The sequence below is a fragment of the Bacteroidales bacterium genome, assembly GCA_021157585.1.
Taxonomy (GTDB): Bacteria; Bacteroidota; Bacteroidia; order Bacteroidales; family UBA12170; genus UBA12170.
On record JAGGWH010000121.1, the window covers coordinates 1 to 16,064 of the forward strand.

13 protein-coding genes are annotated in these 16,064 nt (G+C 33.2%); 4 read left to right on the forward strand and 9 right to left on the reverse strand.

Annotated features, from left to right (window positions below; all coding sequences use genetic code 11):
- Window positions 1–181: hypothetical protein (locus J7K39_08285; GenBank protein MCD6179888.1), on the forward strand; the 181-nt coding region annotated here is incomplete at its 5' end.
- 228 nt (window positions 182–409) lie between these two features.
- Entirely contained in the window at window positions 410–2,230 is a 1,821-nt protein-coding gene (gene pepF / locus J7K39_08290; protein MCD6179889.1) for an oligoendopeptidase F, read from the forward strand.
- Window positions 2,231–2,384: 154 nt separating this feature from the next.
- On the opposite strand, the gene J7K39_08295 is transcribed toward pepF, so the two are convergent.
- The 7 genes from J7K39_08295 to J7K39_08325 all read right to left on the reverse strand — a co-directional run bounded on the left by J7K39_08295 (window position 2,385) and on the right by J7K39_08325 (window position 10,546).
- Window positions 2,385–3,896, reverse strand: coding sequence for a HAMP domain-containing histidine kinase (locus J7K39_08295; GenBank protein ID MCD6179890.1), 1,512 nt, complete (start codon window positions 3,894–3,896; stop codon window positions 2,385–2,387).
- Window positions 3,897–3,945: 49 nt separating this feature from the next.
- On the reverse strand, window positions 3,946–5,061 hold the full coding sequence (locus J7K39_08300) for an ROK family protein (GenBank protein MCD6179891.1): 1,116 nt from the start codon (window positions 5,059–5,061) through the stop codon (window positions 3,946–3,948).
- On the reverse strand, window positions 5,058–6,260 hold the full coding sequence (locus J7K39_08305; GenBank protein ID MCD6179892.1) for a peptidoglycan DD-metalloendopeptidase family protein: 1,203 nt from the start codon (window positions 6,258–6,260) through the stop codon (window positions 5,058–5,060). Before J7K39_08305 ends, J7K39_08300 begins: the two co-directional genes overlap by 4 nt.
- Window positions 6,257–7,078, reverse strand: coding sequence for a DUF4292 domain-containing protein (locus tag J7K39_08310; GenBank protein ID MCD6179893.1), 822 nt, complete (start codon window positions 7,076–7,078; stop codon window positions 6,257–6,259). The genes J7K39_08305 and J7K39_08310 overlap by 4 nt, the downstream gene beginning before the upstream one ends.
- A gap of 1 nt (window position 7,079) precedes the next feature.
- Window positions 7,080–8,768, reverse strand: a complete 1,689-nt coding sequence (locus J7K39_08315) for a tetratricopeptide repeat protein (GenBank protein ID MCD6179894.1) — start codon at window positions 8,766–8,768, stop codon at window positions 7,080–7,082.
- Window positions 8,769–8,778: 10 nt separating this feature from the next.
- Window positions 8,779–9,213 carry a dUTP diphosphatase gene (gene dut, locus J7K39_08320; protein ID MCD6179895.1) on the reverse strand — a complete coding sequence of 145 codons (435 nt, stop codon included), beginning with the start codon at window positions 9,211–9,213 and terminating at the stop codon, window positions 8,779–8,781.
- 82 nt (window positions 9,214–9,295) lie between these two features.
- Window positions 9,296–10,546: an ABC transporter permease gene (locus tag J7K39_08325; GenBank protein ID MCD6179896.1), complete on the reverse strand. Its 1,251-nt coding sequence runs from the start codon at window positions 10,544–10,546 to the stop codon at window positions 9,296–9,298.
- Between the two features lie 245 nt (window positions 10,547–10,791).
- Here J7K39_08325 and J7K39_08330 point away from each other — a divergent pair, with 245 nt between their 5' ends.
- Window positions 10,792–11,394 (forward strand): PorT family protein, encoded by a 603-nt coding sequence (locus tag J7K39_08330; protein ID MCD6179897.1) that lies wholly within the window; start codon window positions 10,792–10,794, stop codon window positions 11,392–11,394.
- A 75-nt stretch (window positions 11,395–11,469) separates the two neighbouring features.
- The gene (locus J7K39_08335) at window positions 11,470–12,465 is read left to right on the forward strand and encodes a hypothetical protein (protein ID MCD6179898.1); all 996 of its coding nucleotides are present in this window, start codon (window positions 11,470–11,472) and stop codon (window positions 12,463–12,465) included.
- Window positions 12,466–12,534: 69 nt separating this feature from the next.
- Here the strand turns inward: J7K39_08335 and J7K39_08340 are convergent, their stop codons facing one another.
- Together J7K39_08340 and miaB are read right to left on the reverse strand one after the other, a co-directional pair.
- Complete coding sequence (locus tag J7K39_08340) at window positions 12,535–13,887, reverse strand: reductive dehalogenase (protein MCD6179899.1); 1,353 nt, start codon at window positions 13,885–13,887, stop codon at window positions 12,535–12,537.
- A gap of 492 nt (window positions 13,888–14,379) precedes the next feature.
- On the reverse strand, window positions 14,380–15,705 hold the full coding sequence (gene miaB / locus J7K39_08345) for a tRNA (N6-isopentenyl adenosine(37)-C2)-methylthiotransferase MiaB (protein ID MCD6179900.1): 1,326 nt from the start codon (window positions 15,703–15,705) through the stop codon (window positions 14,380–14,382).
- Window positions 15,706–16,064 lie beyond the last annotated feature (359 nt).

Below are 16,064 nucleotides of genomic sequence, written 5' to 3' on the forward strand. Positions count from 1 at the left end.
TAAAATAAGTTCTTTTTTTACCGGAAAACAACCATCATTAACTAAAGATACGGCTCGTTCATCAATGAAAATAAGTCGATACAGCAGTAATAAAATAAAAGAAAGTTTGGGTTTTAAGTTTACTTCTTTGGAAGAAATGATAAAACTGACGGCCAAGCAATTTTTACATGAGCAAGTTTGAAATTCTTTGTACCCCTTTGTGTTGCTTTTTGCAACTTGTGGTGAAAAAAGAAAAAACCACAGAGCCACAGAGGCACAAAGTAAAAAAGAAAAAGAGGATTCAGGAGCATAATAATTAATGAAATGTTTTAAACTTCGTGACTTAGTGACTTCGTGGTGAAAAAAGAAAGATTTTTGTTGTATTTTAACATGAAATCTTCTTGCTTAAATATTTAAAAAAAATACAAAAATGAAACCAAACACCCTAGATAGAAAAGATATACAAGCAGAATTCAAATGGAATTTTAATCATATTTATCCAAATTGGGAAAGCTGGCAAAGCGATTTTGATATATTAAAAAAAGAAGTTGATGAAATTAAAGCTATGCAAGGCAGTCTTGGAAAGAGTGCCGATAATTTGCTTGCGGCTTTTCTTAAACACGATAAAATAGAAAAGCAATCGTATAAAATTTATGCTTATCCTGCTCTGCAAAAAAGTACGGATAACCGCGATAATACCGTGCAAGCTAAACTGCAAGAGGTAACGCAGTTTTTTGCAATAATGCAAACGGCAACTTCGTGGATGGCTCCGGAACTTATGGAAATTCCAAAAGAAACTTGGCAAGAGTGGTTTGTTCAAATGCCTGATTTAGAGCCTTATCGCTTTGGTTTAGAAAATATTAATCGACAAAAAGCGCATATTTTAAGTAAAGATAAAGAACGTCTGCTTTCGTATTTTTCACCTACTGCGGGAACTGCTGCAAATACATACACAAGTTTAACTACTGCTGATGTTCAGTTTCCCGAGATTGAATTAGAAAGTGGAGAAAAATTAAAATTAACTCACGGTAATTATGCCCATCTTTTAAATACATCAAAAGTCAGGAGCGACAGAAAAAAGGCTGCCGAAGCATTTTATCCGCTTTATGCAAATCAGAAAAATACTATTGCATCTCTTTATAAAGGAATATGCGATAAAGATTTTGCTTTTGCTCAAGCACGTAATTTTAATACAAGTATAGAAGCCAAACTTGAAAAAAATAATATTTCACCAAGTGTTTATACAAACCTTATCGAAACAGTTGGAGATAATACGGAAGCCTTAAAAAAATACCATGCGCTTCGGGCTAAATATTTAAAACTTACAGGCGATTATCACGCTTATGATAGTCGGCTTACCCTAGTTGATTTTGATAAAAAATACGATTGGGAAGAAGCAAAAAAAATGGTTTTGGCTTCAGTTAAACCTTTGGGAGAAGAATATGTTTCAAAATATAAAACTGCTCTTGAGAATGGTTGGATAGATGTTTTTGAAAACGATGGAAAATCGTCAGGAGCGTATTCTATGGGAGTATATGGTGTACATCCGTTTATTTTGATGAATTATAACGAAACTCAAGACCACGTCTTTACTCTGGCTCACGAAATGGGACATAGTTTGCATACTATTTTTTCCGAAGAGAATCAGCCGTTTGCTACTCACGATTATACTATTTTTGTAGCTGAGGTTGCTTCTACTTTTAACGAGCGTTTATTGCTCGATTATATGTTAGAAAAAAGCACCGATAAGCTTGAAAAAATTTCTTTATTACAGCAAAGTATAGAGAATATTACGGGCACCTTTTTTATTCAAACGATGTTTGCCGATTTTGAGTTGCAAGCACATCAAAGCATTGAGCAAGGACAAGCATTAACAGCAGAAAAGCTTACCGCTATTTGCGAAGAACTTGATAAAAAATATTATGGCGAAGAGGTTTTTACTCGCGATCAGGATAATATTTTTTGGGCGAGAATACCGCATTTTTATCGCTCTCCGTTTTATGTTTATCAGTATGCTACCAGCTTTGCTGCCTCAGCAAGTTTATATGCACAGGTGAAAGAAGGATTGAAAAACGGAGACTCAAAACCTTTGGAAAATTACCTAAATTTATTACGTTCAGGAGGAAACGATTATCCTGTCGAGCAGTTGAAAAAGGCGGGTGCGGATTTAACACAATCAGAAACCATACAAGCTGTTATTCATCAATTGAGCGATTTGGTTGATGCTTTGGAAGAAGCGTTGGAGGATTGATGTGCTAAGTCAATTAATGTGCTAATTTGGCTATGAGTTGATTTGTCATGCTGAGCTTGTCGAAGCATCTCAAACCAATTATTACCAGTAACTTAAGATTCTTCACTTTGTTCAGAATGACGATATTCTTTACTTTTGCAAAGGTCTTATTATCTCATTTTTTAAGCACAATCCTAAATGTTGTTCCTTTATCTAGAACAGAGCTTTTAACGAAAATTTTTCCTTTATGATAATGTTCAATAATACGTTGAGCAAGCGAAAGCCCTAATCCCCAACCACGTTTTTTGCTCGTAAATCCCGGACGAAAAACATTTTTAAAATTACTTTTTGCTAAGCCTTTTCCGGTATCGCTAATGTCTATAAAAACATGCTTTTCATCTTCACTTAGCAGAATATTTATTGCTCCATTTCCCGATATGGCATCAACGGCATTTTTACATACATTCTCTATTACCCAAGCAAAAAGTTGAGCATTTACAGGAACTAAAGTTGTTTCTTTTTGACTTAAATACTCTTTGAGGCTATAGCTCACTTTTGAAGAGGTTCTAGTTTTTAGATAGCTCACTACTTCATCAATAAGAGTATAAATGGGTTGCGCTTTAAGTTTAGGTGTAGACCCGATTTTAGAGAAACGTTCGCTTATTGTTTCCAATCGTTTTAGGTCTTTTTCAATCTCTATTAAATGCTCTTGAACAGATTCGTTAGGGCGAAGCAATTCAACCCAGGCAAGCATAGAAGAAAGAGGTGTTCCTATCTGATGTGCAGTTTCTTTTGCTAATCCTGCCCACAATTTATTTTCTGTACTTGTTTGTGCTGTTTTAAAAGCTAAATATGCAAATAGTATAAACAAGCCAATTGCCAAGAAAATTATTATCGGATAATAAGTTAACTGAGCCTGCAAAGCAGAATCGCTATAAAAAATATATTGTTTTTCTTTTCCCGCTAACTCAATTTCAATAGGCTCATTCTGCTCTTGCATTTCTGTTAGCATTTTCCTGATAAAAATAGAATCTGAGATTATTTCACTATCAATATTCCCGGTATATAAAGCTGTTGTTTGATTCGAATCTGTAATAATTACGGGTACGGAAGATGTATTTGTCAAAACTTCGTCAATAAACGACTGCCGGAGATCATCGAGCATTTCTTGCGTTTCAGTAAAAATACGACTGTCTTTGTAGTATAAATAAAACTTCTCACCATCGTAATAATCCATTGTTACAGGCGGATACCGACTGAAAGAAGCAAGTAAGTCACCATCAAGAATCTTAATAGAATCAAAACAATCTTCAAGATTCATACTCCCTAAAATTTCAAGTTTATTGTTACACTGAATAACAGGAATGGTTGTGTTAGAGGTAATAATATCGAAATAAAAAGTTAGATCTTCGTTAAGATTTTCTTCATTGATTCTTTTATAGGCTTTAGCCAAAAGATCGACTTTCTTTCTTTCTTCTGTTTGTAGTTGCGAAAAAAACAAATCGGTAGTTTTAACCAACTCGGCACGCTTATGAATAGCACTTGCCCAGATTTGAATATTTTCTCGTTCTCGTTCTCTAAGTTTGTTTACCAACAGATTAGAATACCATAAGGAGCTTAAAATAATTATTACACCTAAAAGTGAGAGAATAAATTTCCATTTATTTTGATTGGTATAAAAATCCATAAATCTTATTTTGAAAAGTAAATGTACGAAAAGATTTAAGATTTAAGATTTAAGAGTGGAGAGTTGTACGTTCATCTAATTTTTGCAAGGCAAGAGTATAGGCTCCAAGGGTTACAGCTTCCGAAGTATTTAAAACACTTAGTCCAATTCCGATTTTCTTTGAATAATCGTAAGTTATGGTTTTATTGCTTCGGGGAATGGAGATTTGCTTGAGCTTTGCTTGGTAAAAAGCTGTTCTTTCTTTTTCATCATTCAAGTTGAAAGCTTTCACTTCCATACGGTCTAATTTCTCACCTTTCAAGCTTGTAAAAGACCGATTCATTTCTGTACTTAGATGTGGTAAAAACAAGTCGGCAGCTCCCGATAATCCTCCTCCAATTACAATCAATCCGTCAATTAAAGTAATAGCATTAGCAGCGGCATCAGCAGCAGCTTTTCCCATTGTTTCAAATGCTTTTAATGCTGCGATTTTGTTTCCTTTACTTTCACCTTTCCCTATTTTATAAATTTCTAAAGGTTCCGGGCAATCAGCGATAGTAGTATTTGCTTTTTTGGCGTAAACACGTTTTATGGCTCTAATGCTAACGCTATCTTCAATACTAGTTTCAGGAAGCAAATGATTTCTCATTCTGTTTATTTCGGCTTGCGCCGAATTGTCACCTATAAATAAAGTTCCGTTTGAAACAATTCCGGCTCCAAAACCTGTACCTAAAGTTAGTCCAAGTAAATTTCGATAGCGTTTTGGATTTCCTGCTTTTTTTAATTCTTCGTTTACCTTTGGTAAAAGACCTCCTACGGCTTCGCCGAGGGTAAACAAATCGCCATCATTATTGATAAAAACGGGAAGTTTAAACTGTTCTTGAAGAAATGGTCCTAAAGCAACACCACCTTTAAAAAGCGGTAGGTTTTCCAAATCGCCAATAATTCCTTGTTTGTAATCTGCCGGACCCGGAAAAGCAAAACTGATTGCTGCCGGACGATCTTTGAATTGATCGATTAAAGCTTGAAATCCGTTTACAATCTTATCTAGCATTTCGTCTAAAGTGCCGGCTTTAGCAGGTAGATTAACGGTGTTGCCAATTATTTCTCCTTTTTGAATAGCAGAAAAACGAAAATTGGTTCCACCTGCATCTAATGTTAAAACTATTCGTTTATCGTTTGTCATTTGGCTAACCAGTTTATAGGATTCATTTTAGAAGTATTTTTCCAAAGCTGAAATTGAAGTTTTGTACTTTGGTCGGAAGGATCTTTATAAATAAGACCTAAATTTTGACGTGCTTTAACTTTCTGTCCCGGGCTAACAATTGCTTTTGTAATATTAGAGTAGAGTGTAAAATAATTACCGTGTTTAATTAAGATAGCATAATTGGCTGTTCCGGGAACGGAAATAATACTTCTTACTTCACCATCGAAGACGGCTCTTGCTTGGCTGCCCTCGTCAGTAGCGATATCAATACCATCATTACGAGTTTTTATTCCTTTTAGATATGGATGTGCATGTTCTCCAAAAGAGCTAAACAGAACACCTCTCTCAACAGGCCAAGGTAATTTTCCTTTATTATTTTCAAAGCTTCCACTCAATTTTATTTCTGCAGAAGTAAGAGCATATTTTTTAATTTTTTCTGCTTCACGAGCAATTATTTTTGCAATTTCTTTTTTTAGTGCTGTCTTCTGTTTTTCTTTTTTTCTGAGTTTAGATTTTAAACTTCTTTCTTTTGATTTTAGCTTGTTTAAACTACGCTGTTGCTCTATTTTTTTCTGACTTAATATTTCCTTAGTCTTAGTTTCTTTTAGACGAAGGCTTAATTTTTCAGCTCGGTTTACTTCTAATATTTTTATATCGGCATCTAAAGATTTTTGTCTTTCATTAATCAGTTTTACTTGATTTTTACGGTAATGACTGTATTGTTCAAAATATTTTAAACGTTTATAAGCTTGATTAAAATCTTTTGATGAAAAAATAAACATAAGCTTATCGTAATTGCTCCTATTGCGATTAGCAAAATAAATCATTTTGGCATATTCTTCTTTTAAAGCAGAAAGTTCAGCTTCTTTTTTTCTTATTTCGAGCTGTTTAGAGTTAATGCTATTATTGATATTATGTATTTCTTTTTGAATAGAAATAAGTATTTTTTCGTGTCTTGAAATCTGACGGGCAATTAATTCTATTTTATAATAGGAATCGTCTTTGTTTTTAAGTGTAGTGCCAAGTAATTTATTGGTATAAGCAATTTCTTTTTCGAGCTGTGATATTTGTTTGTTGAGCTGTGTTTTACTTTGTGAAAATCCATTAGGGCTCAGTAGAAAAAAAATTATAGTGAGAGTGAGCGTTAAAAAAAAACGATATAGTTTCTTCCAAATCATAATTTAATCGGACTATATTTTTTTGATATACTAAAAGGAAAACCAACTTTTTTATCAAGACCAATTTTATGATATAATATTTCCAAACTCATTTCTTTTTCGTTATAGAGTTTTATTTCTAAAGAATATGGAATAAGTTGTTCGTTTATTAATTTATACTGCTTATAGCTGGCAAACATTTTCTTATTCTCTTTTCCTATTTTTTTTATTTTAACTTTTTCAATTTTAAATGTTTCAGGATTTACCCAAAGACTTTGATAATAAACCGGATGTTCAAAACTAATCATTTTTGATTGTTTTTTCAATTTATGTCTGTTAGTCGATTCTATTTGGTAGAGTTGGTTATCGAGTTTTACTTTTAAATTTTGATAATCGTACCAAGAGAAATCTTTTGCAGTAAGCAAAGCTTGAATCATTGAAAAATCAATCTTTGAGTTAATAAAGGACGAAAGAAATTTATAATCGCCAACAAAGTAAGTCTTGTCAATGCGATTTATATATTTAACACTATCTTGCGTAAGCAATAAACGAGCTCCCTCTATACCGATACCACTCGAGATAGAAATCCAAATAATACTATCGCTTTTCATACGTATCAGAGCAGTAAAAGAAGTTTTCTTTTTTCCTTGTATAAAATTTGCAGTTGCTTTTCCGCTAAACCATTCAAAAGCAGATTGATTATGGTGCATTTCTTTTAAAACATAATCGGGACCATAAAGTTTAATAGTTTTTTTTCTTTCAACTCTTTGGTTTTTGCAGGACGAAAAGACAGAAATAAATAAAATTATGCTAAGTATATATAGTAAACGCCTATTCATTTTATAAACCATTATTTAGTTTGTGCTTTAGTTCATCGGTATCAAGTCCTTTTTTCTTGGCTTTTTTCCAATATTTTTGTGCTTTTCTTTCTTTTCCCAAACGGAAATATACGTCACCCATATGATCGAGAACTTCAGCACTTGGATTCTTTTCCGCATTAATAGCCATATCTATATATTCAAAAGCTTTTTCGTAATCTCCGATTTGATAAAGTACCCAACCATAGGTATCTTGATTAGTTGGTCCCGGATCAATACTAATTGCAGTAAAAGCCATCGTTTTTGCTTTGTCGAGATTCTGCTTTTTTAGTGCTAAATAGTAAGCGTAATTATTTAATACAAAAGTGTTAGATGGGTTTATATCGAGACATTTATCATAAGATTCAAACGCCTTATCGCTCTGGTTATCTTGATAATAAGCATCGCCTAAATACATATAAAACTGCTCTGCCAGTTTGGGGTTTTGTACCAAAGGAAGTCCCTTTTCTAAGCTTTGAATAGTTAGCTTAATACTATCTTCCATAAAATTTCCGATAGCGTTAAATAAATATAGAACAGGCTCTTTAGGAAAAAGTTTTATAGCACGCTTGCTAATCGTAGTAATGCTTTTAGTTTGAGTGCGATTATTTAGACTAAAAAGTAATTGTTCCCATATAGCATATTTGCTGCTATCGAGTTTAATAACTTCCTTATATTCGTGAGCTGCCTCTGTATAAAGGCTGTCGCGATAAAGCATATCGGCATAAATAGCGTGTGATCCCGGTTCGTTGGGATGCACTTCAGCTAAAATTTTACCAAGGTTTAAGGATTCGGTACGAATTCTTTCTTCAGGGATAGTTTTTACTTTAAATAATCCCATCAAAATTTGTGTTTTGGTTTCCAAATCGAGATTAGGGTTGGCATAGCCTTGTTTAAGATTTTCTATGGCAAGATCAATTTCTCCTTTTTGCTGATAATAATCGGCCAAAGTAATACGTATATACGGATCGTCGGGGTTTACATCTAACACTTTTTGATAGAACATAAATGCTTTTTCTGTCTCTCCAATTCCCATATACATTTCGGCAATCATACTGATATATTGGCTGTTTTTAGGGAAATTCTCCGAAAGCTTAATCATTTCTAAAATAGCTTTTTCTGTCTCTCCTAAGTTCAAATACAAATCTCTTTTCAGAAAACTTAATCTCTCGCTAACACCTTCTTGTTTTTCAATCTTATTATAAATGGCAATAGCAGCATCAATATTTTGTGTATGAGTATACAGCTGCGACAAATCATTTAGGTAATCAATATTTGTTTCGTCATCAATCAGAAGCTCTTTATAAATATTAATAGCTTCTTCTAACTTATTGTTATGTTTATATAAGTCGATAAGTAACAGCGCATACCATTTATTTTTCTTGTCTCTTTTATAAGCCTCTTGTGCCCATTTATAAGCCTTGTCTGTTTGGTTTGTATATAAATAAATTCTTGCTAATTGAAACATAGCAGGATCGAAATCCTTATCATTTTTAAGCACTTCTTGATAAAGTGATAATGCTTTAGTATAATCTTCTAACATAAAGGCATTTTCAGCATCTAAGTAGCTGTTTAAAACACCACGATCTAATCCAATATCTTGAGATTTAACACTTAAAGCCGTTAATGCCAACAATAGGGAAAAGATAATTATTTTAAATTTTTGCATCATTAATTTTGGTTTATTTTTTTCCTGTAGAACCAAAGCCTCCGGCTCCTCTTTCTGATGGATTTAACTCTTTTACTTCAATCCACTCAGCTTGTTCGTGTTGAGCAATAACCATTTGAGCTATTCGTTCACCATCTTCTATGGTAAAATCGTTATTACTAAGATTTACAAGTATAACTTTAATTTCTCCCCGATAATCGGCGTCAATTGTTCCGGGCGAATTTAAAACACCGATACCGTATTTGAATGCCATTCCGCTGCGAGGACGAACCTGCGCTTCATAACCTACCGGAAGCTCAATGAATAAACCTGTTGGAATAAGGGTGCGCTCCAGCGGTTTGAGCGTTACGGCTTTATCTAAAGATGCTCGTAAATCAAGACCTGCAGAGGCAATAGTTTCATATGCCGGAAGAGAATGTTTTGAATGGTTAACTATATTGATTTTCATAGTTTTTGAATAAATAAAAATTTTCGACAAAAATAGCCAAAAAAGTGTTCTAAGCTTTAAAGGCATTCTCATTTAAGAGAATTTAACTCGTTAATAAAGATTTATGGCTTGTATTATGCATCTTTATTTTTTTAGATAATTGAGATAGAGGATAAATTATAGAAAAGACACTAGTTACAACGACAATTATCATCACAAATAAAAAATCTAAAGCTTTGAGCTGAACGGGATAAGATTCTACTACAAAATTATCGCCTCCTCCCAATGCAATAAATCCGTAAGTTTGTTGTAGGTAAGCAATAATTCCACCAATTATCAACCCTAATAATCCTCCCGCCAAGCTAATAAAGATGCCTTCCCAAGCAAATATGCTAAGAATAAATAAACGGGTTGAACCTAAAGCATGAAGTGTAAAAACATCTTTTGTTTTATCAATTATAAGCATACTTAAGGAGCCAATAACATTAAAAGCGGCTATTAAAAGAATAAATCCAAGAATCATAAAAATTGCCCAACGTTCGGTATGCATCATCTTTAATAAAAAAGATTGCTGTTCTTTTCTGGTTTTTACCTTAAAGTTGTTACCCAAAAGGTTTACAATCTGAGCTTTAGTTTCTGAAGGCGGAAAGCCCTTTTTAAGGCCAATTTCAATACTACTTACCGATAAAGGCAAATCGAGTAGTTTGTGTGCAAAACTGAGTGGTACAAATACATATTTTTCGTCGTAATCTTGTCGCAGACTAAAAAATCCCGAAGGAAATAAACGAGCTGTTTTAAAATTATTTTGTAAGCCGGAACTCAGTTTTTTAGTTTTATTGGGTAAGTAAAAATGCAGCGGATTTTGAAAATCACTCAATCGGGCTTGTAAGTTATAAGCTACACCATATCCTAAAACAGCATAATGTAACCTGCCTTCTCCTAAAAGAAAATTGCCTTGCACTATAGCTGTATCCAAGCGATTCATATCGGTATAACTCTCTGTAACGCCTTTCATTCTGACTATGGTCTGCTTTTCCTTATATCTAATAAGAACATTTTCTTCGAGGGTAGGTTCTAAAAACTGAACAGCATTTAACGCTTTTATTTTATCTGTCGGAAAGTCTTTTAAATAAAACGTTTTCCCTTTATTGGGAGTTATTAAAATTTCAGGGTTAAAACGATTGAAAAGAGAAAGTACCAAGCCTTCAAAACCATTATAGACAGAAAGTACGATTACTAGTGCAGCAGCACTTATCATTACACCTGCCATCGATATTAAAGAAATAATATTGATAATAGAATGCGATTTTTTTGAAAATAGATATCTGCGTGCTATAAATAAATTTGTCTGCATTGTTTTACAAAACTAACAATATTGCTGTTTTTATAGTCGATATTATAATTTTCATTTTATTAATTTATAAAGAGAATAACAAAAAACGAAAATTACCGTTTAAAGAAAAGCTTACAACGATATATGCTTTTGTGAAAAAATCAGTAATGTATATACAATAGTATGAATGATTGTTGTATCTTTACTCTTTGGTTTTACCAATGGAGAAAAATGTAAAATTAAATATTTATTAAAATTATTATAAAATGAAAAAATTAACTGTTTTATTTCTAGCGATTTTGGTAAGTGGCGGATTATACGCGCAATTACCAAGTTTTGGTATTAAAGTGGGTGCTACCGCTTCTTCTGTAAACACTTCTGATTTAAGATCAAATTATGATTCTGATAATCTCTTGGGTTATCAATTAGGTGCTTTTGTTCGTATTAAATCTGGAAAATTATATCTTCAACCTGAAGTAGTATATAATCACCGTAGTACTCAATTAGCTTCTTTTGAAGGGGGTAATTTAGATTTTGATATCGGAACTATTGATATTCCTCTATTACTTGGATTCAAATTGATAGATGCAAAAGTGTTTAATATTCGTGCTTTTGTAGGTCCTGAAGCTTCTTTTGCAACAAGTAAAGATTATACCTATGAGTCAGGTTTTAAGAGTGATCCAATAACTTTAGATGACTTTAACGACCTAACTTGGTATGTTCAGGCCGGTGTTGGTATAGATTTGTTGTTTTTAACTTTTGATATTCGTTACGAAAAAGGATTATCTAATCTGATTGATGATTATAATAATGAAGGAAGTCTTAAAAACAATGTTTTTGTATTTAGTCTTGGATTGAAATTTATGTAATCCATTTGACATAAGAATTTTCTAAGAGTCCTGCATTTGCGGGACTTTTTTTATTTTTACAAAAAAAAATAGTCAATGAAGTCTTCGGCTGTACGCTTAACTGTAGTTTTATTCTTAAGTCTGATATTTTTTTCGGCTTGTAACAGAAATAAATTTAATGTAGATATTTCGGGTATTCCTGAACAAAAAGTATTTATTCACGATTATGGTACTGCCCTTTTTTCTCTGAATAGAGATTCTATTAAGCAAGAACTCGCAGGGATTCAGAATGAATTTGCCCTTTTTTTAGGGACAGAGCCACTAGTTGATGAACAAATTATCCAGTTAAGCTTTTATGTAAACGATACTTTCTTAAACGACTTGTATAAGGCTTATAAAAATAAATTCCCATCTTTAAATCCTTTGCAAAACGATATTGCTGAAGCGTTTAGATATTTGTTGTATTACTATCCAAAAACAATTCTACCCGAGGTATATTCCTATATTTCCGGCGTTCAAGATGCCGTTATTTTTCAAGACAACATATTAGTTTTAGGCTTGGATAATTATTTAGGAGCCGATTGTGAAATTTATGCTCGTATGGGAACTCCTCGTTATAAAATGCGCTCAATGACACCTCAATATGTTTTGCGCGACATATTCTCTGCAATGAGTTTAGATAAAATTCCTGTTCCGGCTACCGATGGGACTATCTTGGAATATATGATTTACGAAGCCAAAAAGCTGTATTTTGTAAAGAGTATGTTACCCGAAATGGATGATAGTATTTTATTGAATTTTACCGAAGATCAAATGCAGTGGTATGATGATAAAGAAAGTGATTTATGGAAATATTATATTGAAAACGAATTGCTTTTTAAATCAGATTACGACAGTAAGAAAAAATATATTAACGATGCTCCTTTTACTTCGGTATTAGGAAATAATTCGCCTCCAAGAACAGGAATTTGGTTGGGATATAAAATTTTAACTGCTTACGCAGAAAACAATAAGCTTACTTTAATTGATATTTTAAATAACCCGAATGCACAAGAGATTTTAAACAAATCTAAATATAAACCGGGGAGGTAATAAACAATAAACTTAAAAAAACATATTCGCTTGGTCTAATCTTCAGATTAAGCTTAGCTAAGAATCAAATTATTTTATATTTACCCATTCCGGAAGCGACTTTGAATCGGGTTTTCTTTTGTAAAGTAAATCGTCAAGTTCTAAAGCAACGCCTCTAAAAATGGAGGAGTTTTTAAGTCCGGCTCTAACCATATTATGCAAAAAATTATTGGGGTGAGAATAAGGACAAACACTTATACATCTTCCACAGTCGGTGCCAATAGCAGCCCAATAAGTAAAACAAGCTTCCTGATTAATTTGCCAACGAATTACGCCATCAATATCTTCTTGATTGGTAAATGAAATTGCCTGACTAGGACAAGCCTCGGCACATTTTTTACATTTAATACAAAAATCGATAACAGAATATTCGTTTTTTGGTTTATCGCTTATCAAAGGTAAATTGGTAGTTACAACAGCAATACGCACTCGTGCTCCTAATTTAGGAGTCATTAATAAACCCATACGACCAATTTCTCCCAATCCGGCATCGCGAGCAACCAAAGGACAAACAACTTCGTAATTACCGTCGATATGAGCACGAGCCTCATAACCTAACTTTCGAATAAAGTGAGCAAGCTGAATGGCAATCCGACCAGCTTCTAAATATTGCTGTCCCGACTCCATTATTGCCGATGCTTTTGGTGCCGACTGCATCATACGATAATCCATTTCAACCGTAAACGCTATGGCGTAATTATGTTTTTTTTCGTAAACTTTATCGTAACGTTCTCCTCTGCCTCCAACGGAATACATATGATAATCGTAAAGCTCCGTAATTCCGCAATCTACCGCTCCAAGTTTTTTCGCCCAGTTTTTAATATAATTGCTAATATCATCGGCATTACTTTCTGTTTTTGTTTCCGCTACCGAACCATCTACTTCAGATTTTAATGCTCCAATAGTATCAAAGCTGGCATCTGCCGAAGCAAAAGCAAAAGGATGTGCCAAAGAAGCCTGAGGACTCAATAACCCGGGACGACATCTAAACTCATCATCTAAAAGTTTGCTTTCAGGACGACGATTATAATATTCTTCAAATCGTTTTGTTCCTTCTTTGAGTTCAGAGCGCGAAAACATAACGTCTCTTTCGTCAATACGCCTAATAGGAAGTGGGTTTTTATAATCTTTTTTATTGCCAAAAGGAATAATTAATAGCAATGCCATTCCCCAATAAAGGGAAACTATTATCCAAATAATTTCTGTTTTATAGGGATAATCGAAATAAATAAATGCAAAGGTAATAATCGGATCTAATAACAGAAGAAGAAAAAGCTTTGCTGCACGAGATTCGTTTTCTCTAAAAGAAATAATTGCAGCATAAACCAATCCTAGAAAAAGAATACCTACCGTTATTCCTAAAAGCCATTCGTTTAAAAACATGGTTAAAATTGTTTGTGTTAGCAAAAATGATAAAATAATGGCAATTAGCAAAATTTCATTTTTGGTTAAGGAATATATTAAAAAGCTAAACGAACTATTGCCGGTATAATACGTTTGTCCTAAAAAAGCAGTCGTTTATCCTTAAAATATGGACGCTTGAACATTTGCAAATAAGGTTGAGGGATTAAATTATACTTTTAGAGTAACATTCTCTCAAAATTAACGCAACTTAAATACTGAGAAGATGTTTAAACAAGAAAACTTAAAAGCATTAAAATTACTAGCTGCAAACTGCCCACATAATCATATCTGCCTTAAAAATCCCGGTGCCGTTTTATGTAAAATAGATTATTGTGTTAACGAAAAAGTATTATTTGTTAAACCTCAAGACGAAAGTTTTTGCCCTTACAAAAACCATTTCGGTCATTCTTACTTTTGTACTTGCCCCGTACGGTTACACCTCTATTTAGAAAAAAAGGTCTGAACTAGAAATTAAACAGCTTCTCCAATTAAAGTTGCGGCTGTGCAATTTGTAATTTTAACCATTACATAATCACCAACTTTAAAATCCTTTTTAGGGAAGACCACCATCTTATTTTGAGTGTTTCTACCGGCTAAATCATTATCCGAACGCTTGGAAAAGCCTTCTACCAAGACTTCGTAAGTTTTGCCAACACTTTCTTTATTAGAGCGAAGTGATAATACTTGTTGCAAATCGATAATTTCTGTCAAGCGACGACTTTTAACCTTTTCCGGAACATCATCATCAAATTTCTTTTGAGCAATAGTATTTGGACGTTCTGAATATTTAAACATAAAAGCATAATCGTATCCTGCCCATTCCATTAGCGAAAGAGTTTCTTTGTGTTCTTCCTCTGTCTCACCACAAAAACCGGCAATAACATCGGTAGATAAACCACATTCGGGAATATATTTTTTAATAGTAGAAATTCTATCCATATACCATTCGCGTGTATATTTCCGGCTCATTCGTTTTAAAACACTATTGCTTCCTGATTGAAAAGGCAAATGAATAGCCTTACAAATATTAGGTGTATTTGCAATGGTTTTAATTAATTCGTCTGAAATATCTTTAGGATGAGAAGTTGCAAAACGTATACGTAACTGTGGAGAAACAGCTGCGACTTTTGCAATTAATTCAGGAAAACTAACAGTTTTATTATCGTTTTTCCAACTATAAGAATTTACATTCTGACCCAATAAAGTAACTTCTTTATAGCCTTTTGAGACTAAATCCCGAGCCTCATTGACAATAGTTTCCGGGTCGCGACTACGTTCTTTTCCCCGTGTAAAAGGGACAACGCAATAGGTGCAAAAATTCTCGCAACCACGCATAATAGAAATATAAGCCGAAATATTATTACTTCCTAAACGAACAGGTTCTATTTCAGAATAAGTCTCTTCTTCCGAAAGCAAAACATTTATTGCCCTTCTGCCACTTTCGACGGTTTTTATTAAATTGGGTAAATCGCGATAAGCATCAGGACCAACAATTAAGTCAACAACATCTTCTTCATCTAAAAGTTGTTGTTTTAAACGCTCTGCCATACAACCTAAAACCCCAACTTTTAAATTAGGATTATTCTTTTTCATTTTCTTGATTTCTCGTAAACGCTTTCTGATTCTCTGTTCGGCATTATCGCGAATAGAGCAAGTATTTATAAAAATGATATCGGCATTTTCTGTTTTATCTGTAGTTTTATATCCGTCTTTTGCCATAATAGATCCAACAATTTCACTATCGGAAAAATTCATTTGGCAGCCGTAAGTTTCTATATATAGTTTTTTATTATTCATTTATTATCAAATATTTTCTTAAAAAAAGTGGAGCAAAATTACACAAAAACTTTTTCCTTTATCAAATTACAATTTGTTTAACAAAAAAAGGGAACGTAAAAATTTAAAAACAAAACGAATAAATTATATATGTAGCTTATTAACTTTGAAAATGATTATATTTGTCATCGTCTTGGGGAAACTTGTAATACTATAATTAATTGGGGGGGGAGGGAATTTATGAGCTATTCAATTGAGTGGGGCCAAAGTTGTGTTCACATTAAGTATTTGGGACATATAATATCGGATGATATTCTTGAAGTTCGGGAGAGACTTTCTGGTGATTATAGATACGACTCTATAAAATATGTTATTACTGA

Bases quoted from the DNA above. Each gene is read 5' to 3' on its own strand.
- pepF (MCD6179889.1), top strand. From the start codon at position 410: ATGAAACCAAACACCCTAGATAGAAAAGATATACAAGCAGAATTCAAA.
- J7K39_08295 (MCD6179890.1), bottom strand. From the start codon at position 3,896: ATGGATTTTTATACCAATCAAAATAAATGGAAATTTATTCTCTCACTT.
- J7K39_08300 (MCD6179891.1), bottom strand. From the start codon at position 5,061: ATGACAAACGATAAACGAATAGTTTTAACATTAGATGCAGGTGGAACC.
- J7K39_08305 (MCD6179892.1), bottom strand. From the start codon at position 6,260: ATGATTTGGAAGAAACTATATCGTTTTTTTTTAACGCTCACTCTCACT.
- J7K39_08310 (MCD6179893.1), bottom strand. From the start codon at position 7,078: ATGAATAGGCGTTTACTATATATACTTAGCATAATTTTATTTATTTCT.
- J7K39_08315 (MCD6179894.1), bottom strand. From the start codon at position 8,768: ATGATGCAAAAATTTAAAATAATTATCTTTTCCCTATTGTTGGCATTA.
- dut (MCD6179895.1), bottom strand. From the start codon at position 9,213: ATGAAAATCAATATAGTTAACCATTCAAAACATTCTCTTCCGGCATAT.
- J7K39_08325 (MCD6179896.1), bottom strand. From the start codon at position 10,546: ATGCAGACAAATTTATTTATAGCACGCAGATATCTATTTTCAAAAAAA.
- J7K39_08330 (MCD6179897.1), top strand. From the start codon at position 10,792: ATGAAAAAATTAACTGTTTTATTTCTAGCGATTTTGGTAAGTGGCGGA.
- J7K39_08335 (MCD6179898.1), top strand. From the start codon at position 11,470: ATGAAGTCTTCGGCTGTACGCTTAACTGTAGTTTTATTCTTAAGTCTG.
- J7K39_08340 (MCD6179899.1), bottom strand. From the start codon at position 13,887: ATGTTTTTAAACGAATGGCTTTTAGGAATAACGGTAGGTATTCTTTTT.
- miaB (MCD6179900.1), bottom strand. From the start codon at position 15,705: ATGAATAATAAAAAACTATATATAGAAACTTACGGCTGCCAAATGAAT.